This window comes from Tenacibaculum aestuarii, from assembly GCF_964510395.1.
Classification (GTDB): Bacteria; Bacteroidota; Bacteroidia; order Flavobacteriales; family Flavobacteriaceae; genus Polaribacter; species Polaribacter aestuarii.
The window spans coordinates 434,890-458,244 of record NZ_CAZEFY010000001.1 but is presented as its reverse complement, the minus strand read 5'-3'; the positions used below and the strand labels follow the sequence as shown (position 1 = coordinate 458,244).

Annotated in this window: 24 protein-coding genes; 19 read left to right on the top strand and 5 right to left on the bottom strand. The window is 31.3% G+C overall.

Annotated elements, in window-relative coordinates; all coding sequences use genetic code 11:
* The first annotated feature begins 12 nt into the window (after nucleotides 1-12).
* The 4 genes from ACKTSU_RS02265 to porT all read left to right on the top strand — a co-directional run bounded on the left by ACKTSU_RS02265 (nucleotide 13) and on the right by porT (nucleotide 3,808).
* Nucleotides 13-1,365, top strand: a complete 1,353-nt coding sequence (locus ACKTSU_RS02265) for an OmpP1/FadL family transporter (RefSeq protein WP_408034753.1) — start codon at nucleotides 13-15, stop codon at nucleotides 1,363-1,365.
* Between the two features lie 98 nt (nucleotides 1,366-1,463).
* Nucleotides 1,464-2,357, top strand: a complete 894-nt coding sequence (locus tag ACKTSU_RS02260) for a NifU family protein (RefSeq protein WP_408034752.1) — start codon at nucleotides 1,464-1,466, stop codon at nucleotides 2,355-2,357.
* Between the two features lie 25 nt (nucleotides 2,358-2,382).
* Complete coding sequence (gene ubiE, locus ACKTSU_RS02255) at nucleotides 2,383-3,111, top strand: bifunctional demethylmenaquinone methyltransferase/2-methoxy-6-polyprenyl-1,4-benzoquinol methylase UbiE (RefSeq protein ID WP_408034751.1); 729 nt, start codon at nucleotides 2,383-2,385, stop codon at nucleotides 3,109-3,111.
* 1 nt (nucleotide 3,112) lies between these two features.
* Entirely contained in the window at nucleotides 3,113-3,808 is a 696-nt protein-coding gene (porT, locus tag ACKTSU_RS02250) for a type IX secretion/gliding motility protein PorT/SprT (RefSeq protein ID WP_408034750.1), read from the top strand.
* Between the two features lie 278 nt (nucleotides 3,809-4,086).
* Here the strand turns inward: porT and ACKTSU_RS02245 are convergent, their stop codons facing one another.
* Genes ACKTSU_RS02245 through ACKTSU_RS02235 form a run of 3 tightly spaced genes read right to left on the bottom strand, consistent with a single transcriptional unit; the run spans nucleotide 4,087 to nucleotide 5,701 of the window.
* Entirely contained in the window at nucleotides 4,087-4,905 is an 819-nt protein-coding gene (locus ACKTSU_RS02245) for a mechanosensitive ion channel family protein (protein WP_408034749.1), read from the bottom strand.
* 29 nt (nucleotides 4,906-4,934) lie between these two features.
* On the bottom strand, nucleotides 4,935-5,126 hold the full coding sequence (locus ACKTSU_RS02240) for a hypothetical protein (protein WP_408034748.1): 192 nt from the start codon (nucleotides 5,124-5,126) through the stop codon (nucleotides 4,935-4,937).
* A 5-nt stretch (nucleotides 5,127-5,131) separates the two neighbouring features.
* Nucleotides 5,132-5,701 carry an RNA polymerase sigma factor gene (locus ACKTSU_RS02235; protein WP_408034747.1) on the bottom strand — a complete coding sequence of 190 codons (570 nt, stop codon included), beginning with the start codon at nucleotides 5,699-5,701 and terminating at the stop codon, nucleotides 5,132-5,134.
* Nucleotides 5,702-5,912: 211 nt separating this feature from the next.
* Between ACKTSU_RS02235 and ACKTSU_RS02230 the strand changes: the two genes are divergently transcribed.
* Nucleotides 5,913-6,776 carry a sigma-70 family RNA polymerase sigma factor gene (locus ACKTSU_RS02230; RefSeq protein WP_028891227.1) on the top strand — a complete coding sequence of 288 codons (864 nt, stop codon included), beginning with the start codon at nucleotides 5,913-5,915 and terminating at the stop codon, nucleotides 6,774-6,776.
* 147 nt (nucleotides 6,777-6,923) lie between these two features.
* The gene (gene rpe / locus ACKTSU_RS02225) at nucleotides 6,924-7,580 is read left to right on the top strand and encodes a ribulose-phosphate 3-epimerase (RefSeq protein ID WP_408034746.1); all 657 of its coding nucleotides are present in this window, start codon (nucleotides 6,924-6,926) and stop codon (nucleotides 7,578-7,580) included.
* Nucleotides 7,581-7,677: 97 nt separating this feature from the next.
* On the opposite strand, the gene ACKTSU_RS02220 is transcribed toward rpe, so the two are convergent.
* On the bottom strand, nucleotides 7,678-7,830 hold the full coding sequence (locus ACKTSU_RS02220; RefSeq protein WP_408034745.1) for a hypothetical protein: 153 nt from the start codon (nucleotides 7,828-7,830) through the stop codon (nucleotides 7,678-7,680).
* Nucleotides 7,831-7,954: 124 nt separating this feature from the next.
* Nucleotides 7,955-8,374: a CBS domain-containing protein gene (locus ACKTSU_RS02215; RefSeq protein WP_408034744.1), complete on the bottom strand. Its 420-nt coding sequence runs from the start codon at nucleotides 8,372-8,374 to the stop codon at nucleotides 7,955-7,957.
* A 144-nt stretch (nucleotides 8,375-8,518) separates the two neighbouring features.
* On the opposite strand from ACKTSU_RS02215, the gene ACKTSU_RS02210 reads away from it, so the two are divergent.
* The 13 genes from ACKTSU_RS02210 (at nucleotide 8,519) to ACKTSU_RS02150 (ending at nucleotide 23,336) form a co-directional block, all read left to right on the top strand.
* Nucleotides 8,519-9,151 carry a Crp/Fnr family transcriptional regulator gene (locus ACKTSU_RS02210; RefSeq protein ID WP_408034743.1) on the top strand — a complete coding sequence of 211 codons (633 nt, stop codon included), beginning with the start codon at nucleotides 8,519-8,521 and terminating at the stop codon, nucleotides 9,149-9,151.
* Nucleotides 9,152-9,216: 65 nt separating this feature from the next.
* Entirely contained in the window at nucleotides 9,217-10,209 is a 993-nt protein-coding gene (locus ACKTSU_RS02205) for a Tll0287-like domain-containing protein (RefSeq protein WP_408034742.1), read from the top strand.
* Between the two features lie 18 nt (nucleotides 10,210-10,227).
* Entirely contained in the window at nucleotides 10,228-10,524 is a 297-nt protein-coding gene (gene trxA, locus ACKTSU_RS02200) for a thioredoxin (protein WP_408034741.1), read from the top strand.
* 81 nt (nucleotides 10,525-10,605) lie between these two features.
* Nucleotides 10,606-11,133: a DUF2202 domain-containing protein gene (locus ACKTSU_RS02195; RefSeq protein WP_408034740.1), complete on the top strand. Its 528-nt coding sequence runs from the start codon at nucleotides 10,606-10,608 to the stop codon at nucleotides 11,131-11,133.
* A gap of 120 nt (nucleotides 11,134-11,253) precedes the next feature.
* Nucleotides 11,254-12,567: a TolC family protein gene (locus ACKTSU_RS02190; RefSeq protein ID WP_408034739.1), complete on the top strand. Its 1,314-nt coding sequence runs from the start codon at nucleotides 11,254-11,256 to the stop codon at nucleotides 12,565-12,567.
* A 20-nt stretch (nucleotides 12,568-12,587) separates the two neighbouring features.
* On the top strand, nucleotides 12,588-13,661 hold the full coding sequence (locus tag ACKTSU_RS02185) for an efflux RND transporter periplasmic adaptor subunit (RefSeq protein ID WP_408034738.1): 1,074 nt from the start codon (nucleotides 12,588-12,590) through the stop codon (nucleotides 13,659-13,661).
* A 79-nt stretch (nucleotides 13,662-13,740) separates the two neighbouring features.
* Nucleotides 13,741-16,947, top strand: coding sequence for an efflux RND transporter permease subunit (locus tag ACKTSU_RS02180; RefSeq protein WP_408034737.1), 3,207 nt, complete (start codon nucleotides 13,741-13,743; stop codon nucleotides 16,945-16,947).
* A gap of 1 nt (nucleotide 16,948) precedes the next feature.
* Nucleotides 16,949-17,254, top strand: coding sequence for a hypothetical protein (locus ACKTSU_RS02175; protein ID WP_408034736.1), 306 nt, complete (start codon nucleotides 16,949-16,951; stop codon nucleotides 17,252-17,254).
* Nucleotides 17,255-17,256: 2 nt separating this feature from the next.
* Nucleotides 17,257-17,445 (top strand): YgaP family membrane protein, encoded by a 189-nt coding sequence (locus tag ACKTSU_RS02170; RefSeq protein ID WP_028891241.1) that lies wholly within the window; start codon nucleotides 17,257-17,259, stop codon nucleotides 17,443-17,445.
* A 236-nt stretch (nucleotides 17,446-17,681) separates the two neighbouring features.
* Entirely contained in the window at nucleotides 17,682-18,425 is a 744-nt protein-coding gene (locus ACKTSU_RS02165) for a LytR/AlgR family response regulator transcription factor (RefSeq protein WP_408034735.1), read from the top strand.
* Nucleotides 18,409-21,366: a sensor histidine kinase gene (locus ACKTSU_RS02160; protein WP_408034734.1), complete on the top strand. Its 2,958-nt coding sequence runs from the start codon at nucleotides 18,409-18,411 to the stop codon at nucleotides 21,364-21,366. The genes ACKTSU_RS02165 and ACKTSU_RS02160 overlap by 17 nt, the downstream gene beginning before the upstream one ends.
* 128 nt (nucleotides 21,367-21,494) lie before the next feature.
* Entirely contained in the window at nucleotides 21,495-22,328 is an 834-nt protein-coding gene (locus ACKTSU_RS02155; RefSeq protein WP_159615075.1) for a hypothetical protein, read from the top strand.
* 3 nt (nucleotides 22,329-22,331) lie between these two features.
* Nucleotides 22,332-23,336 carry a hypothetical protein gene (locus tag ACKTSU_RS02150; protein ID WP_408034733.1) on the top strand — a complete coding sequence of 335 codons (1,005 nt, stop codon included), beginning with the start codon at nucleotides 22,332-22,334 and terminating at the stop codon, nucleotides 23,334-23,336.
* The last annotated feature ends 19 nt before the right edge of the window (nucleotides 23,337-23,355 follow it).

Here is a 23,355-nt window from a genome sequence, read left to right as displayed (position 1 = left end):
AAAAATGAACACATGAAAAGAATTTTAGCTCTTGCAATTGGTATTGCTAGTACATATACTGCCTATTCTCAATCTTTAAACTATAATGATTTAGGAGTTTTATTTTCTAAGGACGACAATTACGGAACCGCTCGTTTTGAGGCTATGAGTGGTGCTTTCGGTGCCTTAGGGGGCGATATTTCTTCCTTCGGAATTAACCCTGCAGGTAGTGCTGTAGCTATTAAAAGTACCTTTGGCGTTACATTAGGCAATAGAAACACAGAATACACCTCTAATTACTATGGGAATTCTACAAATACGGAAGATGATTTTTTCAACATAACGCAAGCTGGTGGTATTTTATCTTTCGATTCTGCGCTTAACTCTGATTGGAATCGTTTTGCGTTGACTTTTAATTACCGAATCAAAAAAGATTTTAGCGGATTTCATGCGGCAGAAGGTAATAGTCAATATTTAATTTATAACGAGCACGTTGCCGACCCAAAAGCTATAAAAACTCAGTTTGATAGAAGTCTCGACCAATACAACTCTAGTTATATTGACGGAAAATCGAGTGTATTTAGCCTAGGTTTCTCATCTGTACATCAAAACAAACTATATGTTGGTGCATCATTAAACTTTCACGATTTAGAATTTTACAGAGAGCATTTATTCAATGAAATAAATGACGATATAAATGGTAATATATTGGATGTAGAGAATTATACTGAAAGTTATATACAAGGAACAGGTTTTTCAATAGGCTTAGGATTTATTTATAAACTCGACCAAAATATTAGACTTGGTTTAGCTTACGAATCACCTACATGGTATCAAGAGGTTTTAGAAGATTATTATGATGAACTTTTAATGAAGAGAGTCGAAAACTTAAGCATCCCTGAAGATCTTGATATTATTGGTCCTGAATCTTATTTATACAAATTCAGGTCTCCTAGTAGGTTCACTGCAAGTGGGGCTTATGTAATAGGTAAAAAAGGCTTAATTAGTCTAGACTACACCTATAAAGATTTTAAAAACATAAAATATAGTGGTGGAAACTTCTCAAACACTAACACTAGTTTTGTTAATGATTATAGAAATACTCATGCTTTAAATGTTGGTGCCGAATGGCGCTTTGATAACATGAGCATACGAGGTGGATACCATTACGAAAAAGATCCTAATTTACTTTTAGGCGGTAATACTGACGATGACAACATACAAGGTTTATCTGCTGGATTAGGATATAACTTTGGTAATATGAAAATTGACTTAAGTTATACCAAATCTAACAACAAAGAGTATTATACAATTTACCAAAATAGCGACTTAGCAATTAAAAACAATACCTCAAGAATTTCCGGGACTGTTACATTCAGTTTATAATTCTTGAAAAGACCATACAAAAGTCCTGCTTTATGCAGGATTTTTTATATATCCATATCTCAGTTTTTTACCTTAATTTTGCTCCTTATTTACAACTTATGAGTTCTATTAAAATAAACATACAAGAAACCAATAACGAAACCATCTTAAAGTTTGTTAGCAACAAAATTTTAGTAAACGGTGGTAGTTATGAATACAATAATATTGACGAGGCTAAAAACTCACCTTTAGCACAACAACTTTTTTATCTTCCATTTGTAAAAAAAGTATTAGTGACTGCTAATTTTATAGCAATTCAACGATACGATATTGTACAATGGGGTGATGTTGAAGAAGAAGTTAGAGAACAAATTGAAGCTTATATTCAAAGTGGAGATTTAGTAGTTAAAGAAGAAACTACTAAAAAAGACGCTATTGAAGTATATGCAGAAGTTACTCCGAATCCAGCTGTAATGAAATTCGGAACTAACAAAGCTTTAACACAAACTGATGTTGAATTTACAAATATTGAAGAAGCTAGTAAGTCTTCTCCTCTAGCCCAAGCCTTATTCAATTTTCCTTTTGTAAAAGAAATTTTCATTTCTGAAAACTATATTTCTATTACAAAATATGATATGATTGAATGGAATGAGGTTTACCAAGAGGTTCGTACATTTATTCGCAACTTTATTCAAGAAGGTAAAGAAATCATTACTGAATTACCAAAGCAACAAACAAAACAAAACGTTGAAATTCCTAAAGAGAATTTAACTGACGTTGAAACTAAAATTGTTGATATTCTAGATGAATATATCAAGCCTGCGGTTGCTTCTGATGGAGGAAACATTGCTTTTCAATCATACGACGCAGAAAGCAAACGAGTAAGCGTTATTTTACAAGGAGCATGTAGCGGATGTCCATCTTCAACAGTAACTTTGAAAAATGGTATCGAAACCATGCTAAAAGAAATGTTGCCAAATCAAATTAACGAAGTAGTCGCTATTAACGGATAATTCACCGTAAACCATACAAAAACACATGTCTGAAAACATCAAACCATATAAAGATTCTGAATTAGGAAAAAAAGAGCAAGTTGCTAAAATGTTTGACAATATTTCTGAAGATTATGACGGATTAAACCGTGTTATTTCTTTTGGAATAGATGTTAGTTGGCGTAAGAAAGTAGTAAAACTAGTAGGAGAAAATAATCCGAAACAAATTTTAGATATTGCTACTGGCACTGGTGATTTAGCCTTAATGATGTCTGAATTAAACCCTGAAAGAATTGTTGGTTTAGATATTTCTGAAGGAATGCTTCAAGTAGGTAGACAAAAAGTTGCCAAAGCCAACTTATCAAACAAAATAGAAATGGTAGTTGGAGATAGTGAGAACATCCCTTTTCCTGACAATACCTTTGATGCTATTACAGTTTCTTTTGGTGTTAGAAATTTTGAAAATTTAGATAAAGGTATAACCGAAATACTTCGTGTACTAAAGCCTGGAGGTAAATTTGTGGTATTAGAAACTTCAAATCCAACCAAATTTCCTTTTAAACAAGGGTACAAATTTTACACAAATTTTATTTTACCTGTTATCGGTAAACTCTTTTCAAAAGACAAAGTTGCCTACGCTTATTTATCTGAAACAGCAAATTCTTTTCCTTTTGGAGAGGCTTTCAACAATATTTTGCAAAAAAATGGGTTTAAGAATGCAAAGAATATACCTGTAACCTTTGGTGTTGCATCAATTTATACCGCTTTAAAATAGTATGTTAAAAAGGCTTTTACTTTTCGGATTTTTCGCAGTTTCTATTGCTGCTCAAGCTCAAAGAGAAAAAATATTAAAACTTCCTAGTTTTGACAAACCTCTTTTTCACTATGGTTTTTATCTAGGAGTCAATAATAATAGTTACAAAATAGGTTACAAACCAAGTAGCATTGACAATCCCGAAATTGAAGTAGAGTCATCTGTTGGGTTTAATGTTGGTTTAATTGCCGATTTAAGACTTCACAACAACATAAACCTACGTTTTGAGCCTGGTTTAATGTCAAATACCAAAACATTACGTTTCAATCATATATCAGGTCCAGAAAACATAACTACGCGTGAAGTTGGTGCTACATACTTACATATGCCTTTATTATTAAAATTTAGCACAAACAGACTTAATAACATGAGACCTTATGTGATAGGTGGAGTTTCGTACGATCATAACTTTTCAAGTAACGAACGTAATACTGATGATAATTTTGCTGGAGAGTTTAGAACAACAACCAACAACTTTATGTATGAAGTTGGTATTGGAGTAGATTTTTACTTAAGTTACTTTAAATTTTCTCCTTCAATAAGAGGTGTTTTTGCTATAAATAACGAAGTAAAATATGATAACAAAGCTTCTCAATGGACAGATCCTGTTAATTACCTAGGAACCAGAGGTGTATTTTTACACTTAGCTTTTGAATAAGACAATATTTTTATTTTCTATAATAAAAAAGGCTATCAGAATTCTGATAGCCTTTTTCTTTGCATTAGATAGAAATCCCCCGAAATCTATTTACTATATAGTTTAGACACATTTTATATTTATAAGTCACATTTATGAAATAAAAAAAGGTCACTTTCGTGACCTCCTTTCATAAAGATTTCTCTTTATTGTTAGATAGAAGTCCCCCGAAATCTATCGTACTGTAAAAAACATTGTTTTTAGTAAAGTCAAAGATATAAAAAAATGTTAAATTTTTACTAATTTTTTATAACTATTTTGTTATCTACCACATCTTTAATTGGTAAAATAACCTTCCCATCTACAGTAGCAATGGTTACACAAATATTATCTATAGCAACAACAACTCCTTCAACATCATTAATAATAACCTTAGATCCTATCTCTATATTCTTTCTAGAATAATACCCGAAAAGTAATCTTGCAACAGCTTCTCTTGCTCCAAAACCAAAGGCTAAAGTAAAAGCTAAAAGTACTGATCCAATTAATAATGTTACATTACTTTTTATTATTGATGTATCAACTCCTGCTTGATCTAACGCTGTTATAGATAAGAAAACTACAATCAAATAAAAAGCTATATTTCCAACTAAGTTTCCTCCCGAGACTTCGAGAGATTTAAACATTGATTGAATAGCTTTTTTTACTACAGTTCCTAAATAAGCACCCGCCACAAAAATTCCTAACGCAGTTAATAATTTAGGTAAGTAAGCAAAAAAGCTTTTTATTCCTTCTGAAACGATATTTAGCCCAAACATTTCGGCTCCTACCATTACAAAAACGAAAATTAAAAACCACTTTAACACAGCTAAAATCACATTGGTCAATACAATATTTATTGTACTATCTCCAAAAATTTCAGTTTTTCGTAGTTTTTTAGACCATTCATCAATTTTAGTCTTCGCCAGTGCTTTTCTTACTACATATAAAAACACTTTTATCACTAACCATGAAAGAATTACAAAAAGAACAAACATTGCTACCGTTGGCAGCGTGTTTATAATTTCTTGAAAAATATCTTTAAAGGGCTGCAGAACATCTACTTCTAAAAAATTCATAACTAGTATACTATATTTGGTTCAATTAATTATTTATCGTCTTTTTTTTCTTGACCTTTTCCTCCTGCCATTAAGTCAATTATGGTATTGGGGTATTTAACAACAAATAAATCAGCCATATCAATGGATAATTTTATCATTGCAACATCGTTAAGTACTTTACTTTTAAGTACTTCGGGCAACTCTTCGTTATGTAATATTTTTTTGAACGGGTTATCCATAATTATTACAATTCATTATACGCTTTAACTACTTTCTCCTTAGCTCTTTTTAAGCGCATTTTTACAGCACTTTCCCCTAGTTCTAACCCCTCTGAAATATCTTTTATACTCATTTCATCTTGATATTTCATTAATAAAATTATTTTTTCTGAAGGAGAAATCATTTCGAGTGCCTTAGCCAGTTTATCTGACTTTAACTCAAACAATGTAGCGTCATCAATATCATTAATACTACTTTCTTCTTTTATTTCATCTGTTACTACAGTTACTTTTTCTTTTCTCTTCTCTTTGTTTCTTTGTACATAATTCACACAAAAATTATAAGTAAAAGAATACAACCATGTAGAAAACTTCGATTTCCCTTTAAAAGTTCTCAATTTTACAAATAAACGAATAAACACATCATGCGTTAAGTCTTGCGCTTCCTCTTTACTTGATGAAAATCCATAACATTTGTTATATACCACACCAGCATAACGGTCGTATAAAGTAGCAAATAAATGAGTATCATTTTTCTCTACTATTTTACGAACCAATTCTTCGTCGCTTAATTTTGTTACATCAATACTCTCCAAGGGGCAGTATAGTTAGTTTTCCTTTAGTTATATTAGTTGTGAGACACAGAATTTTAAGTGAGGGTCACTTACTTTTTCTTTTATTTTACAAAATTAACAAAATATTAACATTTCAATAAATTATCTCAAAAAAACATCTTTTTTGTAACAAAAGACTCAATGCTTACGTATAAGATAATGTAGACTGAAATTAAAATACATTTGAAGTAGAATGAGACAACTTAAAATTACAAAACAGGTTACCAACAGAGAAACCGCGTCTTTAGACAAATATTTGCAAGAAATAGGAAAAGTAGACTTAATTACTGCCGATGAAGAAGTAGAATTAGCGCAAAGAATTAAAGCTGGTGACCAAAGAGCTCTTGAAAAACTAACCAAGGCTAACTTACGTTTTGTGGTATCGGTTGCAAAACAATACCAAAATCAAGGATTAACTCTTCCTGATTTAATTAACGAAGGAAATTTAGGATTAATTAAAGCTGCTAAACGTTTTGACGAAACTCGTGGTTTTAAATTCATTTCATATGCTGTATGGTGGATTCGTCAATCTATCTTACAAGCCTTAGCAGAACAATCTCGTATTGTACGTTTACCGTTAAACAAAATTGGTTCGATCAATAAGATTAACAAAATGTATGCTTTCTTAGAGCAAGAAAATGAGCGCCCACCGAGTGCTGAAGAAATTGCTAAGAAATTAGACATGACTGTTAACGACGTTAAAGAATCGATGAAAAACTCGGGTCGTCACGTATCAATGGATGCTCCTTTAATCGAAGGTGAAGATTCTAACTTATACGATGTATTGAACTCTGGTGAATCACCAAATCCAGATAAAACTTTATTACACGAATCATTACGTATTGAGATTAATCGTGCTTTAGAAACTTTAACTCCGCGTGAAGCTGATGTTGTTAAGCTATACTTTGGTTTAGGTGAACACCAACCAATGACCTTAGAAGAAATTGGAGAAACTTTCGATTTAACTCGTGAACGTGTTCGTCAAATTAAAGAAAAAGCTATTAGAAGATTAAAGCATACATCTCGTAGTAAGATTTTAATGACATATTTAGGATAAACCTATATACAATAACAAATAGTTATCATAACTATTCGTTTTTTGATTAATGAATGAAAGCTCTCTATATGAGAGCTTTCTTTTTGGTTTTAATGCACTTGGTTTTAACTATATTTGCATCAAATAACAACACAACAACTTATAGTAATGAAAAAACTTGTAGCCCCATCAATTTTAGCGGCTGATTTTGGAAACCTACAACGTGATGTTGAAATGGTTAACAATAGTGATGCAGACTGGTTTCACATTGATATTATGGACGGTGTTTTTGTACCAAATATCTCTTTTGGAATACCTGTTTTAAAATCAATCACAAAACATGCTAACAAAACTATTGATGTACACTTAATGATTGTAGATCCTGATCGTTATATTCAAACTTTTGCCGATTTAGGAGCTGACATCTTAACCGTACACTACGAAGCTTGTACTCACTTACATAGAACAATTCAAGCTATTAAAGCAGCTGGTATGAAAGCAGGAGTTGCTTTAAATCCACATACACCTATCGCAGTTTTAGAAGATATCATCAAAGACTTAGATGTGGTTTGTATTATGAGTGTAAATCCTGGGTTTGGTGGACAATCATTCATTGAAAATACGTACAAAAAAATTCAGCAATTAAAAAACTTAATTGAATTTAGCGAAGCATCTACCTTAATTGAAATTGATGGAGGTGTAACTGACCAAAATGCAAATAAGCTAATCGAAGTTGGAGCTGATGTATTAGTAGCAGGTAGTTTTGTTTTTAAAAGTAACAACCCTACAGATACAATTGAAAATTTAAAAAATATTATAAATTAAGAACAACTTACTTTAGTAATAAGTAGGACTAAATAATATTATTGAAAAAAGCCATATAATCACTTATATGGCTTTTTGTTTTTTCATTCATGTAAGCTTAAACACCTCCACAAAAAACATCATTCATACAAACATAACCTCTAGGAAGAGGCTCACAGTTATGGCATAAAACGTAAATCCATCCTCCATTAACTGATTTTTGCTCTGATTTATTTAAAACTGAACCTAAGCTTGAAATATTTTTTAACATAATAAAGTGTTTTAAGTTTCTCAAAAATAAATTCTGTCAAATAATTCATTTCAGAAAAAACCATAATAAAAGTAAGGTCTTTCCTTATTATTAAGTGTAATCTGTTTTGTTTCCTATGTATAAACTAAAATTGTTCTAATAAATAGTTAATTAAATCAGTCGTTGTTACGATACCAACTAATTCATTATCATTTACAACAGGTAATGCATGAAATTCTTTTTTTGCTAAAATCTCCGCAACCTCTTTAATAGTTGTATCTGAATTTACGGTTACTAAGTTTTTTGCCATTACTTGGTCTATTGTAAACATATTGTATACCACAGTGTCTACGTCTGTTTCATTATCATCAACAGCATCTGCAAAACTAATTCGTAACAAATCTGTATAACTTAACATTCCTTTAATTTCGCTTCCACTTACTACTGGAATATGTCTAATATGTTCTTTCTTAAATATTTTTTCCGCAGTCATTAAATCATCAGTACTACTTAACGTGATAACTTCTTTTGTCATTATTGCTGAAACTGGAGTTCTTTTTTTCATTATTACTATAATTTTGTGTTATTAACTACTTCAAATTTCAGTATTAAATTCAAGTAAAAAACTGATTAAAATCATAGATTAACTACTATTTTATGTATATCTAAAGTGTAAATAATTACCTATTTTTACAAAAAACATTTTATCTTGATTGAAGACTTACAGAAATACTACGGCTATTTATTTGAAGATGCATTATTAAAAGAAATAGCTGATGTTGCCATAGCAAAAGATGTAAAAGCAAATGATGTTATTATTGATATAGGAAGTTATATTACCTCTATACCCCTACTTTTAAGTGGTGCAATTAAAATCTTACGTGAAGATAAAGAAGGTGACGATCTCGTTTTATACTATATTGAAAAAGGTGATACTTGCGCCATGACGCTTTCATGCTGTATGGGTGAGACTAAAAGTAAAATAAAAGCGGTTGCAGAAACTGATGTAAAACTTTTAATGATACCTAAGCAAAAAATGAGTGAATGGCTTAGTAAATATAAAAGTTGGCAAGAGTTTATTTTACATAGTTATCATAGTAGACTACAAGAATTTATTGATGCTATTGATACTATTGCTTTTCTAAACATGGATCAACGTTTATTAAAATATTTAAAAGACAAAGCATTGGTAAACCATAACGATACCATAAGCGTAACACACCAGCAAATTGCTAATGATTTACACACCTCTCGAGTTGTTGTATCTAGACTTTTAAAAGCGTTAGAAAAGCAACATAAAATAGAATTATATCGTAACCAGATTAAAGTGTTAGAACTATAAGCCTGTAACTTAAGTTACATATTTTATAAGAGAATCGTTCTACCTTTATACTAAATATTAGAACGATGAAAAAATTAATAGCCTTACTCACTATCTTATCAATTGTTAGTTGTGATCAAGCTAAAAAAAGTGATTACTCTAAGAAAAACGCCAAAGATATTACAACTGTAGAAGCTAGTATTCCTCCTGGAAAAAAACTGCTTGAAACAAAATGTTTTGTTTGTCATAATGCTTCTACACCACATAACGAAAGAGTAGCCCCTCCAATGATTGCTATCAAAGCTCATTATATTAATACAAATACTTCGGAAAAAGAATTTACTAAAAGCTTTGTAAGTTTTGTGGTAAACCCTACAGAAGAAAGTGCTAAAATGAGGGGTGCTGTTAAACGATTTGGACTAATGCCTTATCAAAAATTTGAAGAAGAAGACCTTAAAAAAATAGCTGATTATTTGTACAAATATCAAATTGAAGAACCTAGTTGGTTTAAAGAGCATTGGGAGTCTAAACAAGGTAAAAGCTATATCAATTCAGGTAGAAAAGTAAGCAATACTGAACCTGACAAAACTCCAGAAGAAATTGGGCTAGAATATGCCATGGAAACCAAAAAAGCATTAGGTAAAAACTTAATGGGAGCTATTCAAAAACAAGGAACTTTACACGCTTTACAATTTTGCAACGAACAAGCTTACAAATTAACCGATAGTATGGCTACTAATTTTAATGCTACAATCAAAAGAGTTTCTGATAAACCTAGAAACCCTAACAATGCTGCTAACAAAGGAGAATTAGAGATTATTGAAGGCTATAAAAAAGTGGTAAGCAACAACGAAACCATCAAACCCGTTACGAAACAGATAGGAAGCACAACCCAATTCTATTATCCAATTATAACGAACAACATGTGCTTACAATGCCACGGAACTCCTAAAACACAAATAAAAACCGAGACTTTGCAAAAATTAGCTCTTTTATATCCTTCGGATAAAGCACAAGGTTACGATGTAAATCAAGTACGTGGTATTTGGAGTATTTCATTTAACAACGACAGTAAATAATTCATTTAAAATTAAAACATGGGAAATTTTTCAGACATAATAAAAGGTAAGAAACCTGTATTGGTTGATTTCTTTGCCGAGTGGTGTGGTCCATGTAAAATGATGGCGCCAATTTTAAAAGAAGTTAAACAAGATTTAGGTGAAAACGTTACTATTTTAAAAATAGATATTGATAAAAATCCGCAAATAGCAAACACCTACCAAATTAGAGGGGTGCCTACTTTTATGCTTTTTAAAGAAGGTAAATTATTATGGAGACAATCGGGTATGTTATATAAAAACGACTTGATTGGCATTATCAATCAACACACTTAAAATGTATTCCTTATGTAACTAAAGTTGCAGACTACAGCCTATACAATATTTAAATTAGTGTATAATTTAAAAGCTGTTATCATGAAAACTTTAAATACAATAGGCATGCTATTCTTATTACTTTTTTCAAGTGTTAGTAGCTCTTGCCAGAATACAGACAACACAAAACTTACTCTTTCTCAAGAAGAAAAAAACGAAATGCTTTTTATGCTAGAAGAAGAAAAACTAGCATTTGATGTATATAATGTTCTTAATGAAAAATGGAACCTACGTATTTTTGAAAACATCAGTCAAAGCGAAGAGCGACATATGAACGCTATGAAAAACTTACTACAAGTCAATCATATCACTTTTATCTTAAATAAAGAAAAGGGAGTTTTTAAAAACGTTGGACTTCAAAAACTATATAATAAATTAATAAGCAAAGGACAAAAATCTAAACTAGATGCACTTGAAGTAGGTAAGTTAATTGAAGAAAAAGATATTAAAGATCTACAGTTAGCTATTAAGAGCACCAATGACGAATACAGTATAAATGTATATACCAATTTATTAAACGCTTCATACAATCACCTAAGCGCATTTAACAGAAACATTTCCAAGTATTAGCTGATTTTTAATTGTTAGTGAAGAACGCCTAGACTTTTGTTTAGGCGTTTTTTCATTGTAACATTAGTTACTGACTACTGTGTTTTATGCCACTAAATTTGCTATAACAAAATAGTTAAGATGAAAAAATCATATGTTAGTTTATTTATAGTGGCCTTTTTAATGGCTACTACTATAAAAGCTCAAACTAAAACTTCAATTTCCAAAAGTGAGGTTTTAAAAAGAGTTCAGGAAAATAACACCTCATTAAAAATATCTGAACAAAACTATCAGCAAGCGCGTGCTGATTACAAGCAAACCAATGCTGTTTTCTTGCCAAATATTACCGCTTCTCATACAGGAATTGTAACTACGAATCCGCTAATGGCATTTGGCAGCAAATTGAATCAAGAAATTTTAACGCAAGCTGATTTTAATCCAGATTTATTGAACAACCCAAAGCGAACACAAAATTTTGCCACTAAAATTGAAGTACAGCAACCTTTAGTGAATTTAGACGGTATCTACCAACGTAAGGCTGCTAAAACTAAAATGGAGGCGACCAACTTGCAAACGCAACGTACTCAAGAATACTTATTACTTGAAGTAGAAAAAGCATACATGCAATTGCAATTAGCTCACAAGGGAGTTTCAGTATTAGAAAAAGCCTTAAAAGCTGCAGAAGCAAACCAACAAATGGCAGAAAATAGCTTTAAACAAGGATATTTACAACGTGCTGATGTACTAGCCGTTGAAGTTAGAGTTACCGAAGTAAAAAATCAATTACAAGCAGCAAAAAGCAATGTGCTAAATGCTTCTAACTACTTGTCTTTTTTAATGAATGAAGAACAAAACAACATTTATGAACCTTCAGATAGCTTACAAGTAAACCTAACCAATCAGTTAGTAGATATTACGATTTCAGAAAATCGTTCCGATATTAAAGCAATGGAATTAGCTTCTGAGGCTTATCAAAAAATGCACAAAGCTGATAAAATGGATTTCCTTCCTCGCCTAAATGCTTTTGGTAGTTACGAATTATACGATGATAAAATTTTCAATGCTGATGCAAGTGGTTATGTAGTAGGAGCACAATTAACTTGGGATATTTTCAAAGGCTCTAAACGCTACGGAAAAGCACAAAAAAGTAAAGCTCAGTATGAAAAATCAAGATTAGAATACGAGCAGTACAAATCTAAAAGTCAATTAGAATTAAATAATACTAAACGATTGTTAACTGATGCTGAGGAACAGTTAAAACTAACCGAATTGGCTTTACAACAATCGGAAGAAGCCTTACGAATCAGAAAAAATAGATTTAAAGAAGGGTTAGAAAAAACATCCGATTTATTAACCGCTGAAACGCAATACGCGCAAAAGCAATTAGAATATTACCAAACTGTATATCAATATAATTATACCAAAGCTTATTTAGATTTTTTAACTAAAGAATAATCAACAGTAAAATCGAACAAATGAAAACTATATATACAATCGCTCTTGCCGCATCACTTTTAACAATAAGTTGTGGTAAAAAAGAAACAACAAACAATAATAACAAACCAACAGTGGCTGTAAAAGTTGCTAAAGTAACGGCTAACGATAACAATCCGTTTATAACAGCAAGTGGAAAAGTGGAAGCTACCAACAGTGCTGAATTAAGTACTCGTATGATGGGCTATGTAACCAACATACACGTAAAAGTTGGTGATAAAGTAAACAAAGGTCAATTATTACTATCTATCAACAACAGCGATTTACAAGCTAAGAAAGCACAAGTAGAAGCTAACATTATTAAAGCACAAGCAGGGTTTTCAAGCGCTGAAAAAGATTACAATCGTTTTAAAAACTTATTTGAACAGAACAGTGCTTCTCAAAAAGAATTTGACGATATCACAGTACATTACAATGTTGCTAAGGCAAATCTAGAAGCAGTAAAACAAATGAGAAACGAAATCAATTCTCAGTTTGCCTATACTAATATTAGAGCTCCATTTTCAGGAGTGGTAACTAACAAATTTATCGATAAAGGTGCCATGGCGAATCCTGGAATGCCTTTAATTTCTGTAGAAGGAAAAGGCGGATTTGAAGTTACTGCGTTAGTACCAGAAAGTGATATTTCTCAAATTAAAAAGGACACGAAAGTTGATGTAACTATCAAATCAATCAACAAAACAGTTACAGGAAAAGTATCGGAAGTAAGTACCTCAGCAAAAAACACAGGAGGACAATACTTAGTTAAAATCAACCTAGATAAAACCGATGTGAAATTGTTATCAGGAATGTTTGCAACGGTTCAGTTTCCTGTTGAAAAAACACAAAAAAGTACTGACATGGTTTTAATTCCGTCAGAAGCTTTAGTACACAAAGGACAATTATCTGGAGTTTATACCGTAAGTCAAAGTAACACCGCTGTATTACGTTGGTTACGCTTAGGAAGAACTTTTGGAGATCAAGTAGAAGTTTTATCAGGTTTATCTGCCAATGAAAGTTATATCGTTTCTTCTGAAGGTAAACTTTACAACGGAGCGAACATTACAATTCAATAAAATCAATTTGAAAATTTGAAAATGAACCAATCATCCCATTTTCAAATCATCAAATCAACAAATTTTCAAATTATATAAAATGAAAGAAGGTTTAGCAGGAAAAATAGCCAAAGGGTTTATAGGCTCTAAACTTACCATCTTATTAATGGTAGTGTTTATGGTAATTGGTGTGTACAGTTCTTTTTTAATTCCGAGAGAAGAAGAACCACAGATTGATGTGCCTATGGCTGACATTTTTGTAGGATATCCAGGTGCGAGCCCTACAGAAGTAGAATCGAGAGTTATCAAACCCTTAGAAAAAATAATTTCTAACATCAAAGGAATAGAGTACGTATACTCTACTTCGATGAAGGAACAAGGAATGGTGATTGTTCAGTTTTATGTGGGAGAAGACATCGAGCGCTCATTCGTAAAACTATACAATGAGATTAACAAACATATGGATCAAATGCCGAAAGGTGTTACGATGCCTTTGGTAAAAACACGTGCCATTGATGATGTACCAATGTTAGGGTTGACTTTATGGAGTGAAAATTATGATGACTATCAATTAAAACAAATAGCACAAGAACTTACCAATGAAATTGAAAAAGTAAATGATGTAGCGATTACTCAAAAAATTGGAGGTAGAAATCGTGAGGTGCGTGTAGTACTAGATAAAGACAAACTAGCTGCAAGTGGATTAGACTTTTTATCGGTTACTGAAATGCTTAAGGTCAGTAATCAGCAACTAAGTGCGGGGAGTTATGATAAAAACGACACCGAGTTTTTAGTGACTACAGGAAAGTTTTTACAATCGGCAGAAGATGTAAAAAACTTAGTGGTTGGTGTACAACAAAATCAACCTATTTATTTAAAACAAGTTGCAAAGGTACTAGACGGACCAGAAATTCCTAAAAACTATGTAAGTTTTGGGTACGGACAAGCAAGTAGCAATGCTTCAACGTATCAATCAGAGTACCCAGCAGTAACTATTTCGGTAGCAAAACGAAAAGGAGCTGATGCCATGCAAATTGCCGATGTTATTTTAGCTAAGGTTGATCATTTACGTACCAACTTAATTCCTGATGATGTACATATTGAAGTTACACGTAACTATGGTGAAACAGCCTCTCAAAAAGTATCAGAATTATTATTACACTTAATCGGTGCAATTATCGCAGTAACGTTAGTGGTAATGTTAGCCATGGGTTGGCGTGGTGGATTGGTCGTTTTCTTATCGGTTCCCATCACCTTTGCACTTACCTTACTAAGTTACTACATGTTAGATTATACCTTAAACCGAATTACCTTGTTCGCCTTGGTATTTGTGACGGGTATTGTGGTAGATGATTCCATTATTATTGCTGAAAATATGCACAGGCATTTTAAGATGAAACGATTGCCGTTTAAACAAGCTGCTTTATATGCGATTAACGAAGTAGGAAACCCAACCATATTAGCAACCTTTACCGTAATTGCTTCGGTGTTACCAATGGCGTTTGTATCTGGGTTAATGGGACCTTACATGAGTCCGATGCCAATTGGAGCCTCAATCGCTATGATTTTATCACTGTTTGTTGCATTAACGATTACCCCGTATTTAGGATATATTTTCTTACGCGAAAAAGACAAGCACGGTGCGGAGGAAAAGGTAGAAGAAGATGAAGCTAAAGCAATGCAAAGTACATTGATTTATAAGTTGTATGATAAATTCGAGCGCCCACTTATTGAAAACAAGACCAAACGTTGGACATTCTTAGGAATCACTATTCTTTTGTTGCTAGGTTCGATGTCGTTATTCTTTACCAAATCGGTAGCTGTAAAAATGCTGCCTTTTGATAACAAGAACGAATTCCAAGTAGTAATTGACATGCCTGAAGGTACCACATTGGAGCGTACCGATGCAGTAACAAAAGAAATAGCACAATACTTGTCTACACGACCAGAAGTAGTAAACTACCAGAGTTATGTGGGTACTTCTGCCCCAATTACCTTTAACGGATTAGTTCGTCATTACGATTTACGTGGTGGTAGTAATATGGCAGATATTCAAGTAAACTTGGTTGACAAAAAAGATAGAAGTATACAAAGTCATGATATAGCTAAGTTGATGCGTGGTGATATTCAAAACATTGCTAAAAAGTTTAAGGCTAATGTAAAATTAGTAGAAGTTCCACCAGGACCTCCTGTATTATCAACTATTGTTGCAGAAGTTTACGGACCAGATTATGACAAGCAAATTGAAATTGCCAACGAAATTCAAAACATCTTACACAATACCAACGATGTCGTAGATATTGATTGGATGGTAGAGGACAATCAAACGGAATATGAATTTGTAATCGACAAAGAAAAAGCAATGTTATACGGTGTGGCTCCTCAGCAAATTGCTTTTACGTTAAACATGGCGTTATCCAACAGAGCGGTTTCAACTTTATATGATGAAGATGCTTCTAATCAAGTAGGAATTGTGTTTGCTTTGGATGAAAAAGAGAAATCTTCTGTTCAAGATATTGCTCAATTGCAGATTAAATCGCAACACGGCAACCTAGTTTCTATAAGTGATTTGGTATCTGTTGAAGAAAAGAATAGCGCAAAAAGTATTTATCGAAAAAATCAAAAGCGTGTAGTATATGTGATGGCTGATATGGCTGGGGAATTGGAAAGTCCTGCTTATGCTATTTTAGGAATGGAAGAGAAACTGAAAGAAATTCCACTTCCAAAGGGATATGAATTGAACGAATTATACATTAAACAACCCGATTTTGAAGATAACTACACCGTAAAATGGGATGGTGAATGGCAAATTACTTTAGAAGTGTTTAGAGACTTAGGAATTGCCTTTTTAGGAGTTATCATCATTATTTATATGTTGATTGTAGGGTGGTTTCAAAACTTTAAAGCTCCCATTGTAATGATGGTTGCAATTCCATTATCTATGGTAGGAATTATTTTAGGACACTGGATGATGGGGGCTTATTTTACAGCTACTTCATTTATTGGAATGATTGCTCTCGCAGGAATTATGGTACGAAACTCCGTCTTACTTATTGACTTCGTTAATTTACGTTTAGCAGAAGGAATTCCATTAAAACAAGCCGTGATTGAAGCAGGTGCGGTACGTACCACTCCTATCCTATTAACAGCAGGTACGGTAGTTATTGGTGCGTTTGTAATCTTATTCGACCCTATTTTCCAAGGATTGGCTATCTCTTTAATGGGAGGAACAATTACTGCGACTGTACTAACCTTATTGGTAGTACCATTAGTATACTATTTAATTGAACGTAAAAACTATAAATAAGATGAAGTTATTAATAATAACCGTAGTTGATGGACTTCAAAATGAAGTAATGAAACTATTAAAAGAAGCAACTATAGATAATTTTAGTGCTTCTGATATTGAAGGTTTTCGAAATTCTTTTCCTGTAATTTCTGTAAATAATTGGTTCTCTGGAAATGAAAAAGCAACTGGTTCATATATGTATTTCTCATTTACTGAAACTGATAAAATAGATACACTGTTTAACTTAATTGAAGCTTTTAATAAAAATTTAGAAACAAATAATCCAATACGAGCTGTTGTGGTTCCTATTGATAAATATATTTAATTATGAAGAATAGAATTGTACGTGGTATTGCTGGTAGTTTTATACTTATTAGTTTAATCTTAGCAATTAAAGTAAATATTAATTGGTTATGGTTTACTGCTTTTGTAGGAGCCAACTTATTACAATCATCATTAACCAAATGGTGTTTGATGGATGATATTTTAACCAAGGTATTTAAAGTAAAAGAGTAAGAATTTATTCTACGGAATAATTCAACATGAGTTGAATCTTTTTATACAATTGTAGAAATTGTTGCTGTAATAATAGAGTACTTTTTTGGAACTCTTAAAAATATACAGCAACAATTTTCTATTTATACTTTAGTCACTAACCTTCTTCCTCCTGATTATTCCTCTCTCACAAACGCAATTTCTCTTTCGTAAAATCTTAATCTCTTTATAAAAACACTATTACTATATTTGTTTTTATGGTAGAAATTAAAGCTATTCTTATTGACGATGAACAAAGTGCAAGAAATGTTTTATCTAACTTACTAGAAAGAGCTTCTACCAATATTTCCATTCTTGATTCCTGTAATAATTTAGAATCTGGCGTTCAAAAAATAAAAGAATTACAACCCAATGTTGTGTTTTTAGATGTACAGATGCCTAATTATGCAGGCTATGAAATTGCAAGGTTTTTTGATGTTATACCATTTGAAATTATCTTTGTTACTGCTTATGATCACTACGCCATTAAAGCTTTTGAGTTAAATGCTATTGATTATTTAGTAAAACCTATTGATAGAAATAAATTAGATATAGCTCTTAAAAAGTTAGAACATAAGCTACACCAAGAAGCTTCATTAGTTGATTATCAAGCGCTACTTGAAACTATAAAAGATAAAAATTATAAAAAAATTGTCATTCCAGAATTGGGTAATAGACATATTGTCAACTTAGCTGATATTGTTGCTATAGAAGCTGATGGAGCCTACAGTAAAATACACTTATCAACTAAAACAACTATCACTACCAGTAAAAATTTGAAATATTTTGAAAATATTTTGGTAGATGAACGTCTTTTCTTTCGTTCTCATAGAACATGGATTGTTAATTTAACATATACTAATTTTTTAAATAAAACAACTTTAAACCTCACCCTAGATAATGGAGCTATTACAGCAAAGATTTCTAGATCAAGAATAAGTAGCTTTGAAAATAGCATCTAGCCATAACCAAATATTTCTCTTAATAAAATATTTTCTTTTATTATTTATCCTTTGTACTTCTAGTGTTACAAAAGCACAAGAACCTGTGTTTATACAGCTTTCTGAAAGAAATAGACTTCCAGATAATGAGTTTTATAACATTCTTGAAGATCGTAAAGGTTTTATATGGCTATGTGCAAATAAAGGACTGTACAGATATGATGGTAAAACCTTTAAAAACTATAGTAATCCTTTACAACGCGGAGCTTCTGTATTTAATACTCAAGAAGATAACTTAGGACGAATTTGGTGCAATAATATTTCTGGTCAGTTTTTCTATATCCAAAACGATGAGCTACATTTATTTAAAGACTTAAGTAACTACTTAAATGGTGAACTGGCTGATTTTGTAATACGAAATGATTTTTTATGGGTTTTTACAGTAAAAACGATCTACAAAATAGATTTAAAAACCAAACAAATAATACAACAACACACTACTATAAAAAAATTCGGAACTCCGTTTTCTTTTAATAATGCTATTTATTCAGGAGCCATCGACTCTATTATTTCAATAAACAAAGACAACAGTATAACTTCACTAATAGAAACCAATCTTCCTTATATAGGAAAAAAAGGTAATGCTTTAAGTTTGGGGAAGTCTATTATTTTTAAAACGGACTCAACTTTCATTTACTCTCAAATAAGAAACAAAAAAAACAGCTTTTATAAATTAAACTTCCCTCAAAAAAAGTTAGAACCTGTAAATGGGCTAGAATCTCTCGAAAAAATAAAGCTCTATACTATTTTTGAGCATAACGATGAAACTTGGATAGCAACAAATCAAGGAGTATGGGTTTTTACTTTCAAAAACGCTACTTTTCATCTAAAGAAAAGATTTTTAACAGATAAACATATTACCAAAATTATTAAAGATAAAGACGATAATTATTGGCTTACTAGTTTAAATAACGGTGTTTATATTATCCCTAATATTCATATAGAAACCTGTAATATTCCTCTAAAAGAGGAAAATGTAAAAACACTAGAAAAAATAAACGATAGTACCTTAGTTGTGGGGAGTAACCATGGAAATGTTATTTTTTATAACACCAACTCTCATACTTCTACAACTATTAATTTACCTATTAACGAAGGAAAACTGTCTAAACTAAAATACAATCCCAAGCAGCAAAAAATTTACCTTAGTAAAGGATTTAGAAATTATATTTTAGATTATAGAAATTTAACCCTTGAAAAAACTAGATTTTTTGATGCTGCAAAAAGTTTTTCATTCTTAGCTCACAACGATTTACTTTACACCAACCATAACAAAGTTGTTTTATTAAAAAACGCTAATTACCACGGTAAAGAAAAATTTATTTCAACAAATAAAAGAACTTACGATTCTTTTTATGACAAAATAAAACATCAAGTTTATGTTTCATTTGTCGACGAATTAGCTGTATATGACAGCCTTTGGAACAAGCAAGTAATTGTAAACAATAAAAAACCCGTCTATAGTAAATCTATAACCCAAACTGCTAATGGTATTGTTTGGGTTGCCACATTTAAAAATGGCCTTTTAGGAATTAAAAATGGCAAGGTAATTCGGCATTATACGACACAAAATGGCTTGACCTCAAATATTATTGAAAAAATTAAAGCTGACCAAAATAAGCTATGGATTGTAGGTGTAAACAGTATTCAAAAGCTCGATATTCTCACTCATAAATTTAAAACACTCACCAAACGAGACGGTATTAAATCATACAATATTTCTGGTATTGAAATAATTGGTAACAAAATCTATTTCTCATCTGACAAAGGGTTATTTTCTATTGATAAAAACAATGCTTTTAAAACATTACATCCTAAAGTGTATTTTAGTACTATAGAAATTAATGAAAAAGACACCTTAATTACTTCAAATTATACCTTAAAATATAATCAAAATGCAATAAGAATAATTTTTAATGTCAATGGTTTTTTGTTTAACCAAAAAGGAGCATATAAATATCGTTTAAAAGGGTACAACGATACTTGGTTAACTACGGCTATTGGTGAAAACTCAGTAAAATACAATAGTTTACCTGCAGGTAAATATACTTTTCAAGTATATCCTTTTTTAAATCGTACAGATACTAACTATGGAATAAAAGAGCTGCACTTTTTTATTAAAAAGCCTTTTTGGAGAACCTTGTGGTTTATCTTATTAATTGGTTCTCTTATTTTAGGAGCTACTATTTTTTACTTTAAACAAGCAATGCAGAAAAAGGAAAAAGAGCGCATTGCCCAACTTGAAAAAATATCTTTAGAAAAAGAACTGATCGCTATTAATTTAACTGCTTTGCGTTCACAAATGAATCCGCACTTTATTTTTAATGCGTTAAACTCTATTCAAGATTTGGTATTACAACAAGATACTGATGCTTCCTACGACTATATTGTATTATTTGCTAAACTTATACGAAGCACCTTAAACTATACAAATCAAGATTTTATTCCTATAGAAAAAGAGTTAGAGTTTTTAAATGTATATCTACAACTAGAAAAACTTCGTTTTGGTGATGATTTCACCTACACAATTGCCTACGATGCTCATGAAGAATTGGAGGTTCCTTCTTTACTAATCCAACCTTTTATTGAAAATGCTTTAGTACATGGTTTACTACATAAAGAAGGAGAAAAAAAACTAGACATCACCTTCAATCTATCAGAAAATACCTTACAATGTATTATTACTGATAACGGTATTGGAAGAAAGAAAAGTAAAGAAATTAATCTCCGCCAAGGAAACCGTCATGAATCTTTTGCGTTGAACTCCATAAAAAAACGTTTAGAAATTTTTCAAAAACAATATGTTACTAAAATAGGTTTTGTTATTGAAGATATTTATAAAAACAACAATCCTAATGGCACAAGAGTAATTGTAACCATGCCTTTTAAGTATCTATTCTAAATTAACATCGCTTTTTACTTGCTTGTAAAAAACTATTCATAAACTCTTTTTGCTGTTCACAAAACATTTTCTTACAAAATAATCCTTTACAACTACTATTGCATATCAAATACTAAAAAATAGTAAAAATGAAAAGTTTAAAAGAAAGATTATTTATTTTAATGATTGGACTACAATTAATATCATGTGGAAATAATGATGACAATGTAGTTGATACTCCTAAAAACAAAAGTATCACAAAAGCCTATTTCACAAAAACGTTTGCTAACTTCAAAGACACCTATTTCATTTATGATTTAGGAGATGTAATTAATAATTTTTGGGTTCCAGAAGTTTCGGTTGAAGGATATAATAGTGATTACAATTATGAAATAAAAATTAAAGGAGATGTATTAAAACAAGAATATACATTACCTCTTGAGTTTTCAAAAGTTGATGATGCTAATGCAAATATTAGTATCTTAAATTTTATAAAAGAACATTTTAAAGCTAAAACAGACATTTACAAAGCTTTTATTGTAGAAAAAGAAAGTAACACAGAATTAGAAATAAGCATACCTCCTACTTCACCTAACAGACCTTATATTATGGTTGATGGAGATGAAGATGATTTTTTATATCACTTCTTTTTCCTAAGCAATAGAACTTCAACCTCAACAGTATTAACCGAATTAGGTTTAAGTACCCGTCAGCAATTCGATTTTCACTTTGGATCATCTGCAGCTTCTGCTATTGCTAACAACTTAACCATAAGTATGGAAATATATGATTTAAGTTTAAATAAATTAGGAGAAGTTGCTACTACTCGTTTCTTATCAGGAAACACCTGGGCATACTCTTTTATTACTTCAAATTTTTCAACCTATATTCCAAGTACAGGGAATTACTTTTTAAGATTAAAAGGTTTTACAACAGGTGAATTAAGATACAGTCCTTATCAGAAAATCAATATAATAAAATAATAGATGAAAAAAATATTCTTACTAAGTGTATTAACTTTGTTAACAATAACAATACAAGCACAACAAACTCTTTTTGAAGCACTAGAAAACAATGGAGATGGAGCTACCTACCAAGGTTTTGGTGGTTTAGTAGCTAAAGGCGATGGTACTTATAATTTTAATACAGACTATCTTCCTGTTAAAATTGAATTAGAACGCACCCCAACGGGTATTCCCGTTGGTTTTGAAGCTAGATTTATTAGTGAAAACAAACGAGCTTTTCGTGAAACCGAACTAAGTGATTATGGTACCATAGACAATTATGTGTATCCTATGAGTATAAAACACGGTTATACAAAAAAAGGTTATATGGTAATTGATGATTTACTATTTGAATTAAGAAAAATATACGACGGAAGTGCCCCTAGTATGGAAAATGTAACTTCGGTTTATGTGCTTGTAAAAGACAGAAAAGCTACAACTAAAACTCCTAAAAAGAAAAAGGGAGGGTTCCTTTCTAGAATGAAAGCTAAAATTAAATCAGCCAGAAACTCATCAGTACCTTCTTCACCTACTTACAAATATCTTACATCTTTAAACCTCGATAAAAAGTTTAACGACTATGTAGTTGCTATGAAAAAAAAGCAAGCAATTCCTTTAACAGCAAAAGATAATGCTAAAATAGAAGCTATTAAAAAAGCAAAAAAAATGGATGCTGATGAAATAAAACGTTACAACGATTCAGTTAAAGCTACTCCAGAATATAAAAGACTTAAAGAATACCAAGCATTTGTAGCCTCTATAGATGAAGAAAAAGCTTCAACTATTGTTACTATTATAAACCGAACAGGTAAAGATATTTATGTTTTTGAAGAAGGTTCAAGAAATGGTAGTAGAGTTGGTCATGCTAATTCAATAAAAGTACCATGTACTAAAAATTATTACTACAATTTCAATCCTAACTCTTCTAACAAATCTCATTGCTACAGTGCCAATAGCGGATGCAATGCTAGTGTAACAATTAAATAAAAACAATTAACAACAAATA

Coding starts and splice junctions, on each gene's coding strand:
- ACKTSU_RS02240 (WP_408034748.1), bottom strand. CDS start 5,126: ATGGATAACCCGTTCAAAAAAATATTACATAACGAAGAGTTGCCCGAA.
- ACKTSU_RS02185 (WP_408034738.1), top strand. CDS start 12,588: ATGAAAACTATATATACAATCGCTCTTGCCGCATCACTTTTAACAATA.
- ACKTSU_RS02195 (WP_408034740.1), top strand. CDS start 10,606: ATGAAAACTTTAAATACAATAGGCATGCTATTCTTATTACTTTTTTCA.
- ACKTSU_RS02265 (WP_408034753.1), top strand. CDS start 13: ATGAAAAGAATTTTAGCTCTTGCAATTGGTATTGCTAGTACATATACT.
- ACKTSU_RS02245 (WP_408034749.1), bottom strand. CDS start 4,905: ATGAATTTTTTAGAAGTAGATGTTCTGCAGCCCTTTAAAGATATTTTT.
- ACKTSU_RS02215 (WP_408034744.1), bottom strand. CDS start 8,374: ATGAAAAAAAGAACTCCAGTTTCAGCAATAATGACAAAAGAAGTTATC.
- ubiE (WP_408034751.1), top strand. CDS start 2,383: ATGTCTGAAAACATCAAACCATATAAAGATTCTGAATTAGGAAAAAAA.
- trxA (WP_408034741.1), top strand. CDS start 10,228: ATGGGAAATTTTTCAGACATAATAAAAGGTAAGAAACCTGTATTGGTT.
- ACKTSU_RS02260 (WP_408034752.1), top strand. CDS start 1,464: ATGAGTTCTATTAAAATAAACATACAAGAAACCAATAACGAAACCATC.
- ACKTSU_RS02155 (WP_159615075.1), top strand. CDS start 21,495: ATGAAAAGTTTAAAAGAAAGATTATTTATTTTAATGATTGGACTACAA.
- ACKTSU_RS02150 (WP_408034733.1), top strand. CDS start 22,332: ATGAAAAAAATATTCTTACTAAGTGTATTAACTTTGTTAACAATAACA.
- porT (WP_408034750.1), top strand. CDS start 3,113: ATGTTAAAAAGGCTTTTACTTTTCGGATTTTTCGCAGTTTCTATTGCT.
- ACKTSU_RS02170 (WP_028891241.1), top strand. CDS start 17,257: ATGAAGAATAGAATTGTACGTGGTATTGCTGGTAGTTTTATACTTATT.
- ACKTSU_RS02230 (WP_028891227.1), top strand. CDS start 5,913: ATGAGACAACTTAAAATTACAAAACAGGTTACCAACAGAGAAACCGCG.
- ACKTSU_RS02165 (WP_408034735.1), top strand. CDS start 17,682: ATGGTAGAAATTAAAGCTATTCTTATTGACGATGAACAAAGTGCAAGA.
- ACKTSU_RS02190 (WP_408034739.1), top strand. CDS start 11,254: ATGAAAAAATCATATGTTAGTTTATTTATAGTGGCCTTTTTAATGGCT.
- ACKTSU_RS02220 (WP_408034745.1), bottom strand. CDS start 7,830: ATGTTAAAAAATATTTCAAGCTTAGGTTCAGTTTTAAATAAATCAGAG.
- ACKTSU_RS02175 (WP_408034736.1), top strand. CDS start 16,949: ATGAAGTTATTAATAATAACCGTAGTTGATGGACTTCAAAATGAAGTA.
- ACKTSU_RS02180 (WP_408034737.1), top strand. CDS start 13,741: ATGAAAGAAGGTTTAGCAGGAAAAATAGCCAAAGGGTTTATAGGCTCT.
- ACKTSU_RS02205 (WP_408034742.1), top strand. CDS start 9,217: ATGAAAAAATTAATAGCCTTACTCACTATCTTATCAATTGTTAGTTGT.
- rpe (WP_408034746.1), top strand. CDS start 6,924: ATGAAAAAACTTGTAGCCCCATCAATTTTAGCGGCTGATTTTGGAAAC.